The organism is Polaribacter sp. 2305UL8-11 (assembly GCF_058147165.1).
Genome location: NZ_JBYVJW010000015.1, coordinates 12,757 through 27,828, shown reverse-complemented (window position 1 = coordinate 27,828; position 15,072 = coordinate 12,757). Strand labels below are relative to the sequence as shown.

The window sequence follows — 15,072 nt, the reverse complement described above, 5'->3', positions numbered from 1 at the left end:
TTTATTCCTCAATACTTAAATGAAACAAAGCATCTCCTTTATTAACAATAGGAGTTTGATTAACACAGAAAATATGACAATTTTCTGGCGCATAAATTTTCTTTTTAAATTCACCAAATGGATCTTGAATAACGCCTAAAACTTCTTTTTTCTTTACAAATGCACCATTTCTAACTCTAATTTGAAACATTCCAGAGTGCTGTGATCTTAACCATTTTGCCTTTTTAACATAAACAGGTGTCGCTCTTACACTTATTTCTCCTTCAATTAAACCTAAGTGAATTAATACATTTTTAGTTCCGTTTACGCCTTCATTTATCACAGTTGGGTTTAATTCTTTCGATTTTCCTCCTTCAAAAAGTAAAATGGTTTTGCCCATTTTGTGTAAAGTATCTCTTAAAGATTTTGCAATGTTGTTAGAAAAAACAATCATTGGCGGATTGAAAACCTTGGCTAATTCTAGCGCTTTTTCATCATCTTTATTACAGCGAATTTGCGAAATATTATCACGTTCTCCACCTCCAGTATGAAAATCGATTACATAATCTACATGAGGTGCAATTTCTTTGGTAAATTGATAGGCAAATTGGCTCGCTAAAGAACCTGTTGCAGATCCTGGAAACATTCTGTTTAAATCTCTACCATCAGGAAACTCTCTTGTTTGAATTAAATACCCGAAAATATTAAAAACAGGAATACAAATAATGGTTCCGTTTTTTGGTTTGTTTATTTTTTGGCTGATGATTTCTCTAATAATTCCAACACCATTGGTTTCATCACCATGAATACCTGCCAATAACAAAACTACAGGGCCAGGATTGGTAGAACGTTCTATAATAACAGGTACGTTTACAGTAGTTCTTGTGTGTAATTTGGCAACTTTTAAATCTAAAATAGTTCGTTTTCCTTCAGGAATTTCTTTTCCTAAAAGTAAAAAAGGTTTATTCGACATGAATTTCTAAATAACGGATAATTTCTTTTGCAATATTCTTTCCTGTAGCAATTTCTATACCTTCTAAACCAGGAGAAGAATTTACCTCTAAAACCAAAGGTCCTTTAGAAGATTGTAGCATATCTACACCTGCAACACCTAAACCTAAAGCTTTGGTTGCTTTTAAGGCAGTTTTTTCTTCTTCATCTGTTAGTTCTATCACAGTTGCATTACCACCTCTGTGTAAGTTAGACCTAAATTCGCCTTCTTTTCCTTGACGTTTCATGGCACCAATTACTTTACCATCAACCACAAAAGCTCTAATATCTGCACCACCAGCTTCTTTTATAAATTCTTGAGCTATAACTCTGGCACCTAGCCCATTAAAAGCTTCTAAAACAGAAGTTGCAGCATTCTTTGTTTCTGCCAAAACAACTCCCAAACCTTGTGTGCCTTCAAGTAATTTTAAAACCAAAGGAGCTCCTCCAACAGAGGCAACTACGTGTTCTACATCTTTAGTGTAATTGGTAAAAACCGTTTTTGGCAAACCTACACCAGCTCTAGCTAAAATTTGTAAACTGCTTAATTTATCTCTAGATCTAGTAAGTGCAATAGAGCTTACAGAAGTAAATACCTTCATCATTTCAAATTGACGAATTACAGCTGTACCATAAAATGTTACAGAAGCACCAATTCTTGGGATAATGGCATCTACATTTTCTAAATATTCTCCTTTATAGAAAATTTTTGGCGATTTTTTTTCGATTTCTATGTTGCATTTTAAATGATCTACTACTATAATTTCGTGACCTCTTTTTTCTGCAGCTTCTACAAGTCTTTTGGTTGAGTATAGTTTTGGATTTCTAGATAGAATTACAATTCTCATTAGTTTTTATATTTTAATTTATGTGATAAGTCTTTTTTAGCGGTATCTATCACAAATTTTTTATTTAAAAATTTTCTTCCCAATAATACAGGAAATTTCATGTCTTTACGCTCACTTAATGTTAAATAAATAGAAAATGTAGTATGAAATAGTATAATTTTTGTTTGAATCATAAATCTTCTTTCTGCAATTCCATTAGAGCTTTTAACTACTTTAGAAGCGTAATTTTTTGTAGAAAAAACTTTATTATTATAAAATGGATGCTCTGGGTCTAGTAATGTAAACTCTATAAAAGGTACACCATCTTTGTCTATTTCTTTAATATTTGTGCAGTGTATTGAAGATGTGTATGCACCAGAATCTATTTTTATATCAATATCCTCTAAAGACAATTCTGGAAAATCTGCCTTATCTTTTCTACCAATTGTAATTTTCATTTAATAGTATTTCTGGTAAAGTTATTGATACTTGTTCAAATAGTCTTATAAATCTTCTACAAATTTGCAATTGCAGCTTCTGCACATCTTTCTCCATCCATAGCTGCAGAAACAATTCCTCCTGCATAACCACCACCTTCACCACAAGGAAACAGTCCTTTAATTTCTGTATGTTCTAAATTTTCTTTTCTGGGAATATTTACTGGTGATGATGTTCTAGACTCTACACCTATAATATTAGCTTCATTAGTATAATAACCATGCATTTTTTGTCCGAAAGCAGCAAATCCTTTTCGCAATCTACTACCTATAATTTTTGGTAAAAGTGAGTGTAGTGGAGCAGATTTTAAGCCAGGTTGATAAGAACAATCATTCAAATTAGGAGATTGTTTACCATCTACAAAATCTACCAACCTTTGTGCTGGTGCAGTTTGAGTTCTTCCTCCTGCATAAAAAGCAATTTTTTCTAAGTCTTTTTGAAATTCTAAACCTTTTAAAGGACCTAAGTGTTCGTATTTTTTAAAATCTTTATCAATGTCTAATTCTACAACAATTCCAGAATTGGCAAACTTATTATTTCTTCTGCTTGGCGACATTCCATTTACAACAACTTCGCCATTTGCTGTAGCTGCTGGTACAATAAAACCTCCAGGACACATACAAAAAGAATAAACGCCTCTATTGTTTACTTGATGTACCAAACTGTATGCAGCAGCTGGTAATAATTCGTCTCTCTGCCCAGAACAATGATACTGAATCTGATCTATAATTTCTTGTGGATGTTCTACACGAACGCCCATTGCAAAAGACTTTGCTTTTAAGGCAATGTCTTTTTTGTGTAGCAATTCATAAATATCTCTGGCAGAATGACCAGTTGCCAAAATAACCGAATTTACAGTCATTTCTTCTCCATTTTGCAATTGAATGGATTGTAGTTTCTTGTTTTTTACAATAAAATCGGTAACTCTGGTTTCAAAATGGATTTCGCCACCAAATTTTAAGATGGTTGAACGAATATTTTGAATGATTTTTGGCAACTTATTCGTTCCAATATGAGGATGTGCATCAATTAATATTTGCTCTGTAGCACCATGAAAAACTAAGTTTTCGAAAATTCTACGAACATCACCACGTTTTAAACTTCTAGTATAGAGCTTACCATCAGAATAGGTTCCTGCTCCACCTTCACCAAAACAGTAGTTAGAATCTTCGTTTACAAAATGTTCTTGATTGATAGCGCGTAAATCTCTACGTCTATCTTGAACGTTTTTTCCACGTTCTAAAACTACAGGTTTGTAACCCAATTCTATGCAACGCAAAGCTGCATACATTCCTGCAGGTCCAAAACCAATAATATGAACTTCTTTGGCTTTTGAAACACCTTTATACTCAAAAATATAATCCGATTTTTCTGGAATGGATTCATTAATGTAAACCGCAACTTTGTAATTAAAGATGATGTCTTTTTTACGAGCATCAATCGATTTACGTAATACTTTTACAGCAGATATTTCGTTTTTATCAACCTCTAATTGCTTAGAAGCTTTGTAAAGTAAAATATTTTCTTTGCGTTCTTCTATTAAATTGACACGAAGTTGAATTTCTTTAACCATTTTGCAAAAGTAATTAAATTAAAGATTGAGTATTGATGATAATTCAATAGAATTTTCTGCAAGATTCGCTAACGTTGTTGTATAAGCTTTGTTGCATGGTTTAAGCAGTGAAGTTAATAAATAAAACACAAACCAAGAAAGTCCGCGAGGACTTTCGCAAGTAGGCAAAAAGCCAGCAATAAAGTTTATACGGTGTTGTAAGTAGTTTTTATTCCTTAATTTTCTTTAATAAGAATTCACCAAGTCCTAATTTTAGAATTAGTTCATCTTTCGTTGATTTTAAAATTTTAAATTCTTTTAAACCACCTTCAATTCCTGTTAAGATTATGTTTTTAGAATCCGAACTTAATTTCCATTCTCCTGTTGCTTTTTCTCTCATCATAAAGGTTTCAAACTTTCCATTCGATTTAAAGACAAATTTCCACTTATCTATAACTTCTGCTTTCATAAAAGCCAATCCAACTTTATCTACTTCTTTGTTCAGTGCTTTTTTAAAAATCCATTTTCCGACTATTAAATCTGTTTTTTGTGCGTTAATATTCGTTGCAATAAATAAAAATAATAACGTGTATAATATTCTCTTTTTCATATAGTTTTTATTCAGATATTCTCTTATAAATTAATAAATAATCTTTTAGACGTTCAACTTTCATTTCAGAACCTGTTATAGAAATTATTTTTTCCTTAATTTTTTCTGTATAATTTCCCTTTCCGTCTTTTTTCCACCTGTTTTTAACGAATTTTTGAGTTTGTTTAATTAATTTTCCACCTCTTGAATTCATTGGTGTTAGTAGTTCGTATTCAATTTCTGTATCTGATAATATTCTCCAATTTCCTAAATCTGTATTTTCTTCGTTAAATTTCTTTTTATAAGTTCCGTCTGCATTAATAATAATGTCAGGTCCGCTTGCAACAATTTTCATTTCTTTTCCATTAGGATATTTTCGCATTATGAATTTGACAGTTTTGTCTTCTTTGTCAACGGTTTTTATATATTCCCATTTTCCGATAAAATTGTCTTTCATTTTTTTATTTTCTTGTCCATTAGAATTTATGAAGAACAATAATGATAATGTTAAAATTAAGTATCTCATTTTCATTTTTTAATTACTTACAACGTTAAAACGAATATGCAACGTTTCAATGTTTTATATTCGTAGTTAGCGAAGTTATCAGAAAATAAGTTTACAGAAAATAAGTTTAGAAACAAACTAAATTATACTCGCTTTTACCATTCTATCATTTCCAAATAAATCTTTTTTAAGAACAATATTTTTAAAACCTTTTTCCTGTAACATTGCAACAGTTTCATTGCCTAAGTATTGGTTAATTTCAAAAAATAACAGACCATTTTTAGTAAGATGTTGTTTGGCTAAATGGGCTATTTTTTTATAAAAAATAAGTGGGTTTTTATCATCTACAAATAAAGCTAAATGAGGTTCGTTTTTTAAAACATTGTTTTTTATTTCTACTTTTTCCAACTCTCTAACATAAGGTGGATTGGAAACAATAATTTCAAATTTTGTATGCTGAACTTGTTTCAGTATCTCATTATTATGCTCTCTATTTTTATTTAAATGGTTTCTCGACTTCGCTCGAACTGACAAATTATTTAAATTTTTTGCTTTTAAAATATCCAGTTTAAAAAAATCAACATTAACATTATTTAAAATTGTATTTTTCTTCGCAATTTTTATGGCTTCTGATGAAATATCTATTCCAGAAATCTGTACATTTTGTAAGTTTTTTGCTAAAGAAATAGGAATACAACCTGTTCCTGTGCCAATATCTAAAATCGAAAGAGATTTCTCACTATCATTCGAAATGATATCTTTACTTTTTTTTCTTTTTTCTTTACTTTCATTTACAATCCACTCCACCAATTCTTCAGTCTCTGGTCTTGGTATTAGCGTATTTTTATCAACTAAAAAGGGCAACCCATAAAATTCTGTTTTCCCTAAAATGTATTGAATGGGTTCTTCTTTTTGAAGCCGATCTATTATTTTTTTTAACTCTGAAAGTATTTTTTTATTAATAAAAAAATCTGGTTTTAAAACAGTGTCAACTCTTTGTAGATTCAGTTTTTCCTCGATTAAAATAAAGAAAAAACTCTCTATTTCTGTCTTAGGATAGATTTGCGAAAGTGCATCAAAAAAGAAAAGTTTAAACTCTTTTAAGGTCATAAAATTATAGTAAAGGGCTAAAAAAACGACACAAACGTTCTAAGGTTTTTTGTTTTTTAGAGCGGTTTAAAAAAGTTTCTAAATCAATTTTATTGGCTTTTTTGATTCTTTTTTCGAACTCTGTTTTAATTTCTGCAGTTTTATCATCATCAAAAATAATGGCATTTAACTCGTAATTGTGCTCAAAACTTCTGCAATCAAAATTTGTAGAGCCAATTGAGGCAATTTCATCATCAATAAAAATAACTTTACTATGAGAAAAATCGTCTCTTAAATAGATTTCTACACCTGCTTTTAACAAACTTACAAAATAGGAGTACATGCTGTAAGTTGCTACTCTAGAATCTCCTTTTTTGGGTAATAAAAGCTTAACTTTTACGCCACTTAAAGCTGCTACTTTAAAAGCTTCGAGTATAGAAAATGTGGGTATAAAATAAGGATTCATCACACAAATGCTTTTTTCTGCTAAGTTTATAAAGCTAAGATATTGCTGCATTACTACAGATTGGTTGTAATCTGGGCCACTAGAAACAATTTGTAATTTTGTGTCTTCTTTTACTTTATAAGTAGTTGTGTATTTTTCTTTTTTACTTAAATCTTTATCGGTTGCATAAAAATAATCTTTCATAAAAGATTTATGTAAATTGCCAACAGCATCTCCTTCAATTTTTACGTGTGCATCTTGCCAAATACCTAGTTCTGTGTCTTCTGTAATATATTCATCAGAAATATTAACACCACCTGTAAAACCAATTTTATTGTCTATTACTGCAATTTTTCTATGATTTCTAAAATTTAAGGTAAACAGAAATGTTCCGAATTTAAGAGCCATTTCTGGGTGAATTTCACATCCAGCTGCTTTTAATTCTTTTTTTGTGCTTTTGTTTAGGTGAAAACTTCCAATAGCATCATATAAAATACGCACTTCTACATTTTCTTTTCTTTTCTTTAACAACAGTTCTTTAATTCTGCTAAAAATTTCACCATTTTCGATAATATAATATTGAAGGTGAATAAAATTTTCGGCATTATTGATAGCTTCACAAAGTACATCAAAAGTTTCTTTACCATTTTTTAAAACAGTAACCTTATTGTTAATATTTAAAGGAATATTTGTGTTGTTGTAAATTAAATTAGAAATTTTTTTCGATTTGATATTTGCTAACTCATTTAAATGTGGGTTTTCTTTATTGTTAAAAGAAGACTTGATGTAGTTTTTTCTTTTTTTGGTTTCTTTTAGCTCGAAAAATTTTAAACGTCTTCTATTAATTCCGAAAATGATAAAAGCAAAGACCCCTAAAAATGGGAAGAAAAATGTAATAAGAATCCAACTTAAAGATTTTGCAGGTTTTACACCAAAATATAAGATATTGTAAAACGCCCAACTAAATAGTAGGATGTGAATTGCGCTAAGTATGTAATAAATCAATATTAGTTAATTTTTTTAATCATCCAAACATTACAATTATAATGGCATGTGTTTCCCATAGGTTTTTCTAAATTGGTAAAACCATATTTTTTATAGAGTTTAACTGCGGCTTTCATGTAAGGCAAGGTTTCTAAATAACAGCTTTCAAAACCAAATTCTTTGGCTTTTTCTAAACAAATAGAAATGAGTTTTGTACCCAAACCTTTACCTCTAGCTACAGGTAAAAAATACATTTTTTGTAGTTCGCAAGTGTTTCCATCATAATTATCTAATTGTGCAATTCCAGCACCACCAACCACTTTATTTTTGTACTCTAAAACAAAATAAGCAGCTTTTTCTTTTTGGTAGGTTTCAAACATTTGGTCTGTAGCTTTATCTTGGTAAGCAGTCCCTACTTTTGGGGCTCCCATTTCTAAAATAACCTCTCTAATTACAACTGCCATTTCTGGATTGTCTTCAGGTTTTATTTCTCTTATGATAAAATCTTGAGTTGTCATTTAATACTGTATTTTTGCAAGAGCAATTTACCTAAATTTTTAATGATTTCTTATGAAAAAGCTCATCTATTTTACGTTTTTGTTTTTAATGATAGCAAGTTGTTCTGTAAATAAACCACCTGTTTTTGTTAAAGTTGATCATATTAAGGTACTAAGTGTAGCTGCAGATACCATACGTTTAAAAGCCGAAGCTTTTTTTACAAACCCTAATGATGTTGGTGGTAAAATTTCTACAGATGAAATTAAAGTAATTATTAATGGTGCAGAGGTTGCACAGGTTTCTTCAGATGAGTTTAAAGTACCTGCAAGAAAAGAATTTACAATTCCGCTAAAAGTGGTGATACCTGCAAAGAGAGTTTATCAGAATAACAAAGAGGGTATTTTAGGAAGTTTAATCAATTCTGTTTTAAACAAATCTATTAAAGTGCAGTTTAAAGGGACTTTAAAATATCGATTTTTAGGACTTAAAAGAGATTTTATAGTTGATGAAATTCAAGAAATAAAGCTGTAATTGAATCACAAGAAATACATAAAACGTTGTTTGCAAATTGCTAAGAATGGAATTGGATCTTCAAGACCAAATCCTTCTGTTGGCGCTGTTATTGTGTTAGGTGATAAAATTATTGGCGAGGGTTTTACCTCTTTTTATGGAGGAAATCATGCAGAAGTTAATGCTATTAATTCTGTAAAAGAAAAATCGCTTTTAAAAGATGCCACTATTTATGTAACATTAGAGCCTTGTTCGCATTTTGGAAAAACTCCACCTTGTGCAGATTTAATAGTAAAACATCAATTTAAAAAAGCAGTAATTGGTTGTGTAGATACAAATAGTTTAGTTGCTGGTAAAGGAATTGAGCGATTAAAAAATGCAGGAATAGAAGTGGTTGTTGGAGTGTTAGAAGATGAATGTAGAAAACATCACAAACGTTTTTTTACAGTTCAAGAGAAAAAAAGACCTTATATTATTTTAAAATGGGCAGCAACCAAAGATGGTTTTATTTATCCTGAACTTGTTTCAGGATCTCAAGAATTGCTGTCAAAACTTGAAAATAAAAAGATGCTGAAACAAGTTCAGCATAGAAAACCAGTTTGGATTTCTAATAAATACTCGCAACAATTGGTACATAAATGGAGAGCAGAAGAACATGCGATTTTGGTAGGTACCAATACAGTTATTGTAGATAATCCTAAGCTAAATGTAAGAAGTTGGTCTGGAGAAAACCCAGTTAGAATTGTATTGGATAAAAATTTAAGAATTCCTAAAAACACAAATGTTTTTGATGATAGTGTTAAGACAATTGTTATTACAGAATCAAGAAGCCTAAAGAATAAAAATGCCATTTCAAGCGAAGTCGAGAAATCTAGACTAATTTATGAAGAGATTGATTTTACTAAAAAAATAGCTTCTCAAATTTGTGAAGTTTTACAAAAACACCAAATTCAATCTGTAATTATAGAAGGAGGAACTCAAACCTTGCAAACTTTTATAGATGCAAATTTGTGGGACGAAGCTAGGGTTTTTGTTGGTGATAGTAAGTTTGGAGCAGGAGTTAAGTCTCCAATTTTTAATAAAACAGTTTTAGAAGAGAAAAACATTAAAAGTGATGTTTTAAAAAGATATACAAATGATTAAAAATATCATTTTTGATTTTGGGGATGTTTTTATCAATTTAGATAAAAAAAAGTTTGCAGAAGAGCTCACTAAATTAGGAATTGAAGAAAGTATCCCAAAAATAAAATCAGTTTTAAATCAGTATGAAATGGGATTGATTTCTACTGAAGAATTTTTGTTTTTTTTTAATAAAAATTTAAAAATACCTAAAGAAGACTTGATTTTTGCTTGGAACTCAATTTTACTAGATTTTCCAATAAATAGATTGCAGTTTTTAAAAGATTTGTCAAATAGTAAAAAATACAGACTGTTTTTGTTGAGTAACACAAACGATTTACACATTTCTTGGATTCAAGAAAACTGGGGAATGGAATTGTATAATGAGTTTAAAAAATGTTTTGAGCAGTTTTATTTATCGCATGAAATTCATTTTAGAAAACCCTATTTAGATATTTATGAGTTTGTTTTAAAAGAAAATAATCTAATTGCAGAAGAGTCAATTTTTATAGATGATACTAAAGAAAATACAGATGCTGCCAATCAACTAGGTATGCATGTTTGGAACTTAGTCCCTAATAAAAATAATGTGGTAGAGCTATTCACGATAAAAGAAGATTTATTTTGATTTATTTATTATTAAGCATCCTTTTTTCAACTGGTTTATTCGTCATTTTTAAATATTTTGGTATTTATAAGGTTGATGTTTTAAAAGCAATTGTAATTAATTACATTGTTGCTTTTGCAATTGGTTTTGCATCTGCAGAAAAAGAAATTGCTATTACAGAAATACCAAATCAGTCTTGGTTTTTAGGAGCTTTATTTTTAGGAGCATTGTTTGTGTCAATCTTCTTTGTAATGGCTATGACTGCTCAGAAAAACGGAGTTTCTGTAACCTCAGTAGCAGGTAAGATGTCTGTGGTAATTCCTGTATTATTTGGGCTTTTTTTATACAATGAGTCTGTAACTTTTTTAAAAGTAATCGGAATTATAATCGCATTAATTGCAGTGTATTTAGCATCTGTAAAAGAAGAGAAAAATAATAGAGAAAAAGCAGGATTATTATTTCCAATATTATTGTTTTTTGGTTCTGGAATAATAGATACCACTTTAAAATATGTTGAAGTAAATTTTGTGCCAAAACAAGAAGTCGCTATTTTTTCTGGAAGTTTATTTGCAATTGCAGCCTTTTTTGGACTGCTAATTTTAGGATTTAAAACTATTAAAAAAAGAGAATCTTTTGGAGTAAAAAACTTAATTGCTGGTATTGTTTTAGGAGTCCCAAACTACTATTCAATCGTGTTTTTAATAAAAGCTTTACAAGTAGAAGGTTTTGAAAGCTCAGCATTGTTTACCATAAATAATGTAGGAATTGTAATAGTTTCTACTTTGGTAGGATTGTTTTTATTTAAAGAACACTTTAGCACTAAAAATAAAATTGGTGTCTTTTTAGCAATTGTAGGAATCATTTTAGTAACGATTGCGTAATGTTAGAAGACGTTTATAAAACTATAAAAAAACCATCAAAAGAAACTCTTTTTAAAGAAAAAGGAAGTAAGTTTTTTGGGTATACTTTTCCAGTATCATCAGAAGATGATGTAAAAATTTGCTTAGAAGAGTTGCGAAAACTACATCATACTGCACGTCATTTTTGCTATGCTTATCAAATAGGAATTGAAAAAATAAGATTCAGAGCAAATGATGATGGAGAGCCTAATAACTCTGCAGGTTTGCCAATTTATGGGCAAATTCAGTCTTTTAAAGTTACCAATATTTTAGTGGTTTCTGTACGTTATTTTGGAGGGACAAAATTAGGTGTAGGTGGTTTAATTTCTGCTTATAAAACATCTGCGCAATTGGCTTTAGAGGCATCAGAAATTTTAGAAAAAACCATAGATGTTCATTATCAATTAAAATTCAACTACGATTTGATGAATGCTGTACAAAGAATCATCAAAGAAAAAAATATTGAAATTATCCATCAGAAATTAGAAATGGATTGTGAGTATGTGATTTCTGTTCGTAAAAATGATGCAGAAATGATTTTTGAGATTTTTAATAATTTGTATAAGTTTGCAATAAAAGAGTTGGAGTAATATTTAATGATTTTTAGAATAGTAGCAATGAGTTAGTCAGATGAATAAAAAAAACAAAGCCAATTTGTAGGTTTTAATAAATTTTTCTAAAACCCCAAACCTTCCAATAAGTAATCTGGACAACGTTCTGGTTTCATTGTTTTTCTGTTCATAAATGCCAAAACTGTATTTCCTGTACAAATTAACTCTTTATTTTGGTTTGTAATTTCGTAGTCAAACTCAATTTTTACCATTGGTTTTTTTACGAGTATAGTTTTTATAGTTAATACATCATCATACAAGGCAGATTTAATAAAATTACATTTTAACGAAATTACAGGAAGCATTATTCCGTTGATTTCCATATCTTTGTAAGTAACTCCTAAAGAACGAAGCCATTCTGTGCGTCCAAGTTCAAAAAACTGTGCGTAGTTTCCGTGATAAACGACGCCCATTTGATCAGTTTCAGAGTATCGAATTCTTGTTTTTGTTGATGATTTTTTCAATTGATATAGACAAAATTTATTTTACCATTTTACGTAAAAAATAATTAATAATCAATAGCAAATTCATTTTTTTATACTGTTTTTTATTCACACTTTTGTACAACCTAAAATAAAGGGATATAAATCCCGTTTTTAACCAAATTATTAACTTAAAAAATTTACTATAATTAAATGACTGTAACTGCTGACTCAGTTTGGAATGAATGTTTGACCTTCATAAAGGACAATATTAAGCCACAAGCCTACAAAACTTGGTTCGAACCAATAAAGCCAGTAAAACTATCAGGAGAAGCATTAACAATACAAGTGCCTAGTAAATTTTTTTATGAATGGTTAGAAGAACATTACATTAAATTATTAAGAGTTGCATTGGTAAGACAATTAGGTAATGATGTCAAATTGATTTACGATGTAAAAATGGAAAACAATTACAGTTCTAACAGACCACAAATTGTTAAAATTCCGAGCTCTAATAGAGACCCTTTAAAACCGCAAAAAGTTACAGTTCCTTTAGACTCTAGTAAAAGAGAACTAAGAAATCCTTTTATAATTCCTGGTTTACAAAAAGTTAAAATTGAGTCTCAATTAAACCCTAATTATAGCTTTGTAAATTTTGTAGAAGGAGATTCTAATAGATTAGCACGTTCTGCTGGGATGGCTGTTGCCAACAAACCAGGAGGTACTTCTTTTAATCCATTATTAATTTATGGTGGAGTTGGTTTAGGTAAAACACACTTGGCACACGCAATTGGCGTAGATATTAAAGATAAATATCCAGATAAAACAGTTTTGTATATTTCTTCAGAAAAATTTACACAACAATTTATAGATTCTGTAAAATCGAATACCAGAAACGATTTTATTCATTTTTATCAAATGATAGATGTGTTAATTATTGATGATGTGCAGTTCTTATCTGGTAAAGCTGGTACACAAGATGTATTCTTCCATATTTTTAATCATTTACATCAAAATGGAAAACAGGTAATTTTAACTTCAGATAAAGCACCTGTAGATATGCAAGATATTGAACAACGTTTGTTATCTCGTTTTAAATGGGGATTATCTGCGGAATTACAAGCACCAGATTATGAAACTAGAATTTCAATTCTACAGAATAAATTGTATAGAGATGGTGTAGAAATGCCAGAAGATATTGTAGAATATATTGCAAAAAATATAAAATCTAATGTTAGAGAATTAGAAGGTGTAATTATTTCTATGATTGCCCAAGCTTCATTTAACAGAAGAGAATTTTCTTTAGAGTTGGCAAAACAAATTGTAGATAAATTTGTTAAAAACACCAAAAAAGAAGTGTCTATAGATTACATCCAAAAAGAAGTGTCTAAGTATTTTGATATGGATGTTGCTACTTTGCAGTCTAAAACACGTAAACGTCATATTGTACAAGCAAGACAGTTAGCAATGTTCTTTGCAAAGAGATTAACAAAAACTTCTTTGGCAAGTATTGGAAATCAAATTGGGCAAAGAGATCATGCAACAGTATTACACGCTTGTAAAACCGTTGATAACTTAACAGAAACAGACAAACAATTTAGAAAATATGTTGACGATTTAACAAAAAAGTTAACTTTCTAAAACGCTAATTATTTGTTATTTAGAGTAAAGTCTAGAACTATCAATTTTATAATTTCTTTAATTTTTTAATTCCTGTAAAAACAGGAATTTATTTTTATTAAACTTTTTAAGACAGAATTAGTTTCTTATTTTTAACCAAAGTTATTTTTAATGAAAAAAATATTAATGGTTTGTTTGGGTAATATTTGTAGGTCTCCATTAGCAGAAGGTATTCTACAATCTAAAGTAAATCCAGATGCAGTTTTTGTAGATTCTGCTGGTACTGCTGCTTATCATGTAGGAAATAAGCCAGACAAACGTTCTATTGATGTTGCTGCTAACTATGGATTAAACATCAGAAATCAAAGAGCAAGAAAATTTACAGTAACTGATTTTGATGAATTTGATGTAATTTACGCTATGGATGAAAGTAATTATCAAAACATACTATCTTTAGCAAGAAATGATGCAGATAAACAAAAAGTAAAAATGATTTTAAACGAAACAACTCCTAATAAAAACTTAAGTGTTCCAGATCCTTATTATGGAGGAAATCAAGGTTTTGAAAACGTCTATGAAATGTTGGATGAAGCTTGTAATATTATTGCCAAAAAATTATAAATATGCTTGGAAAACTCTATTTAATTCCCACAACTTTAGGAGAAACAGAACCTTTAGAAGTTATGCCTTTATCTGTAAAAAAGGTAGTTGAGCAAATTGATTATTATATTGTTGAAAATGAGAAATCTGCAAGAAGGTTTATCAAAAAAATATCACCCAAAAAATCGCAACCCTCATTACAACTAATGTTGTTAGATAAATATGCAGAAGAGATTGAAACTACCAAGTATTTAGACGTTTGTAAAGAAGGAATAAATGTTGGTTTGCTCTCTGAAGCTGGAGTTCCTGCAGTTGCAGATCCTGGAGCAAGTATTGTAAAAATGGCACATCAAAATAATATTCAGGTAGTTCCTTTGGTTGGTCCAAGCTCTATTTTGATGGCAATAATGAGCTCTGGAATGAATGGGCAAAATTTTGCTTTTAATGGGTATTTACCTATTGATAAAGGAGAAAGAAAAAAAGCAATTAAAGATTTAGAAAAATTATCAAAAGATAAAAATCAGTCCCAAATTTTTATTGAAACTCCTTACAGAAACGAGAAAATGTTTGTAGATTTAAAAGCAGCTTTAACTCCAACTACCAATTTATGCATTGCTGCAGATATAACTTTGCCAACAGAATACATAAAAACTATGGAGATAAAAGATTGGAAACATCAACAGCCAGATTTACATAAAAAACCAGCTATTTTTATAATTCACAAGTAA

Annotated in this window: 18 protein-coding genes; 8 read left to right on the top strand and 10 right to left on the bottom strand. The window is 29.7% G+C overall.

The genetic code is table 11. The features are described from left to right. Nucleotide 1: 1 nt before the first annotated feature. The 9 genes from ACY2RW_RS13455 to ACY2RW_RS13415 all read right to left on the bottom strand — a co-directional run bounded on the left by ACY2RW_RS13455 (nucleotide 2) and on the right by ACY2RW_RS13415 (nucleotide 7,976). Entirely contained in the window at nucleotides 2-952 is a 951-nt protein-coding gene (locus ACY2RW_RS13455; protein WP_490123252.1) for a succinylglutamate desuccinylase/aspartoacylase family protein, read from the bottom strand. Then, on the bottom strand, nucleotides 942-1,817 hold the full coding sequence (rimK, locus tag ACY2RW_RS13450) for a 30S ribosomal protein S6--L-glutamate ligase (protein ID WP_490123251.1): 876 nt from the start codon (nucleotides 1,815-1,817) through the stop codon (nucleotides 942-944). The genes ACY2RW_RS13455 and rimK overlap by 11 nt, the downstream gene beginning before the upstream one ends. Beyond that, nucleotides 1,817-2,254: an ATP-dependent zinc protease family protein gene (locus ACY2RW_RS13445; protein ID WP_490123250.1), complete on the bottom strand. Its 438-nt coding sequence runs from the start codon at nucleotides 2,252-2,254 to the stop codon at nucleotides 1,817-1,819. The genes rimK and ACY2RW_RS13445 overlap by 1 nt, the downstream gene beginning before the upstream one ends. Before the next feature lie 56 nt (nucleotides 2,255-2,310). Next, nucleotides 2,311-3,867, bottom strand: coding sequence for an NAD(P)/FAD-dependent oxidoreductase (locus ACY2RW_RS13440; RefSeq protein WP_490123249.1), 1,557 nt, complete (start codon nucleotides 3,865-3,867; stop codon nucleotides 2,311-2,313). 208 nt (nucleotides 3,868-4,075) lie between these two features. Further along, nucleotides 4,076-4,456 (bottom strand): lipocalin family protein, encoded by a 381-nt coding sequence (locus tag ACY2RW_RS13435; protein WP_490123248.1) that lies wholly within the window; start codon nucleotides 4,454-4,456, stop codon nucleotides 4,076-4,078. Between the two features lie 7 nt (nucleotides 4,457-4,463). Beyond that, nucleotides 4,464-4,961 (bottom strand): hypothetical protein, encoded by a 498-nt coding sequence (locus tag ACY2RW_RS13430; protein WP_490123247.1) that lies wholly within the window; start codon nucleotides 4,959-4,961, stop codon nucleotides 4,464-4,466. Between the two features lie 117 nt (nucleotides 4,962-5,078). Further along, nucleotides 5,079-6,050 (bottom strand): peptide chain release factor N(5)-glutamine methyltransferase, encoded by a 972-nt coding sequence (prmC, locus tag ACY2RW_RS13425; RefSeq protein ID WP_490123246.1) that lies wholly within the window; start codon nucleotides 6,048-6,050, stop codon nucleotides 5,079-5,081. Nucleotides 6,051-6,054: 4 nt separating this feature from the next. Then, a complete protein-coding gene (gene cls, locus ACY2RW_RS13420; RefSeq protein ID WP_490123245.1) occupies nucleotides 6,055-7,479 on the bottom strand; it encodes a cardiolipin synthase in 1,425 nt (474 codons plus the stop codon). A gap of 2 nt (nucleotides 7,480-7,481) precedes the next feature. Beyond that, nucleotides 7,482-7,976 carry a GNAT family N-acetyltransferase gene (locus ACY2RW_RS13415; protein ID WP_490123244.1) on the bottom strand — a complete coding sequence of 165 codons (495 nt, stop codon included), beginning with the start codon at nucleotides 7,974-7,976 and terminating at the stop codon, nucleotides 7,482-7,484. Between the two features lie 52 nt (nucleotides 7,977-8,028). On the opposite strand from ACY2RW_RS13415, the gene ACY2RW_RS13410 reads away from it, so the two are divergent. From ACY2RW_RS13410 to ACY2RW_RS13390, 5 genes are read left to right on the top strand one after another with little or no spacing between them, the layout of a single operon-like run. After that, nucleotides 8,029-8,487, top strand: coding sequence for an LEA type 2 family protein (locus tag ACY2RW_RS13410; RefSeq protein ID WP_490123243.1), 459 nt, complete (start codon nucleotides 8,029-8,031; stop codon nucleotides 8,485-8,487). After that, nucleotides 8,488-9,609, top strand: coding sequence for a bifunctional diaminohydroxyphosphoribosylaminopyrimidine deaminase/5-amino-6-(5-phosphoribosylamino)uracil reductase RibD (ribD, locus tag ACY2RW_RS13405; RefSeq protein WP_490123242.1), 1,122 nt, complete (start codon nucleotides 8,488-8,490; stop codon nucleotides 9,607-9,609). Further along, entirely contained in the window at nucleotides 9,602-10,213 is a 612-nt protein-coding gene (locus ACY2RW_RS13400; protein WP_490123241.1) for an HAD family hydrolase, read from the top strand. The genes ribD and ACY2RW_RS13400 overlap by 8 nt, the downstream gene beginning before the upstream one ends. Further along, nucleotides 10,210-11,073 (top strand): EamA family transporter, encoded by an 864-nt coding sequence (locus tag ACY2RW_RS13395; protein WP_490123240.1) that lies wholly within the window; start codon nucleotides 10,210-10,212, stop codon nucleotides 11,071-11,073. The genes ACY2RW_RS13400 and ACY2RW_RS13395 overlap by 4 nt, the downstream gene beginning before the upstream one ends. Continuing rightward, nucleotides 11,073-11,681 (top strand): IMPACT family protein, encoded by a 609-nt coding sequence (locus tag ACY2RW_RS13390; RefSeq protein WP_490123239.1) that lies wholly within the window; start codon nucleotides 11,073-11,075, stop codon nucleotides 11,679-11,681. Before ACY2RW_RS13395 ends, ACY2RW_RS13390 begins: the two co-directional genes overlap by 1 nt. A gap of 86 nt (nucleotides 11,682-11,767) precedes the next feature. On the opposite strand, the gene ACY2RW_RS13385 is transcribed toward ACY2RW_RS13390, so the two are convergent. Beyond that, nucleotides 11,768-12,166 (bottom strand): acyl-CoA thioesterase, encoded by a 399-nt coding sequence (locus tag ACY2RW_RS13385; RefSeq protein ID WP_490123238.1) that lies wholly within the window; start codon nucleotides 12,164-12,166, stop codon nucleotides 11,768-11,770. A 171-nt stretch (nucleotides 12,167-12,337) separates the two neighbouring features. On the opposite strand from ACY2RW_RS13385, the gene dnaA reads away from it, so the two are divergent. The 3 genes from dnaA (at nucleotide 12,338) to ACY2RW_RS13370 (ending at nucleotide 15,072) form a co-directional block, all read left to right on the top strand. Continuing rightward, a complete protein-coding gene (dnaA, locus tag ACY2RW_RS13380; RefSeq protein ID WP_490123237.1) occupies nucleotides 12,338-13,765 on the top strand; it encodes a chromosomal replication initiator protein DnaA in 1,428 nt (475 codons plus the stop codon). 150 nt (nucleotides 13,766-13,915) lie between these two features. Next, complete coding sequence (locus tag ACY2RW_RS13375; protein ID WP_490123236.1) at nucleotides 13,916-14,365, top strand: low molecular weight protein-tyrosine-phosphatase; 450 nt, start codon at nucleotides 13,916-13,918, stop codon at nucleotides 14,363-14,365. Between the two features lie 2 nt (nucleotides 14,366-14,367). Further along, a complete protein-coding gene (locus ACY2RW_RS13370; RefSeq protein ID WP_490123235.1) occupies nucleotides 14,368-15,072 on the top strand; it encodes an SAM-dependent methyltransferase in 705 nt (234 codons plus the stop codon).

Bases quoted from the DNA above. Each gene is read 5' to 3' on its own strand.
- ACY2RW_RS13455 (WP_490123252.1), bottom strand. From the start codon at position 952: ATGTCGAATAAACCTTTTTTACTTTTAGGAAAAGAAATTCCTGAAGGA.
- rimK (WP_490123251.1), bottom strand. From the start codon at position 1,817: ATGAGAATTGTAATTCTATCTAGAAATCCAAAACTATACTCAACCAAA.
- ACY2RW_RS13445 (WP_490123250.1), bottom strand. From the start codon at position 2,254: ATGAAAATTACAATTGGTAGAAAAGATAAGGCAGATTTTCCAGAATTG.
- ACY2RW_RS13440 (WP_490123249.1), bottom strand. From the start codon at position 3,867: ATGGTTAAAGAAATTCAACTTCGTGTCAATTTAATAGAAGAACGCAAA.
- ACY2RW_RS13435 (WP_490123248.1), bottom strand. From the start codon at position 4,456: ATGAAAAAGAGAATATTATACACGTTATTATTTTTATTTATTGCAACG.
- ACY2RW_RS13430 (WP_490123247.1), bottom strand. From the start codon at position 4,961: ATGAGATACTTAATTTTAACATTATCATTATTGTTCTTCATAAATTCT.
- prmC (WP_490123246.1), bottom strand. From the start codon at position 6,050: ATGACCTTAAAAGAGTTTAAACTTTTCTTTTTTGATGCACTTTCGCAA.
- ACY2RW_RS13415 (WP_490123244.1), bottom strand. From the start codon at position 7,976: ATGACAACTCAAGATTTTATCATAAGAGAAATAAAACCTGAAGACAAT.
- ACY2RW_RS13410 (WP_490123243.1), top strand. From the start codon at position 8,029: ATGAAAAAGCTCATCTATTTTACGTTTTTGTTTTTAATGATAGCAAGT.
- ACY2RW_RS13400 (WP_490123241.1), top strand. From the start codon at position 9,602: ATGATTAAAAATATCATTTTTGATTTTGGGGATGTTTTTATCAATTTA.
- ACY2RW_RS13390 (WP_490123239.1), top strand. From the start codon at position 11,073: ATGTTAGAAGACGTTTATAAAACTATAAAAAAACCATCAAAAGAAACT.
- dnaA (WP_490123237.1), top strand. From the start codon at position 12,338: ATGACTGTAACTGCTGACTCAGTTTGGAATGAATGTTTGACCTTCATA.
- ACY2RW_RS13375 (WP_490123236.1), top strand. From the start codon at position 13,916: ATGAAAAAAATATTAATGGTTTGTTTGGGTAATATTTGTAGGTCTCCA.
- ACY2RW_RS13370 (WP_490123235.1), top strand. From the start codon at position 14,368: ATGCTTGGAAAACTCTATTTAATTCCCACAACTTTAGGAGAAACAGAA.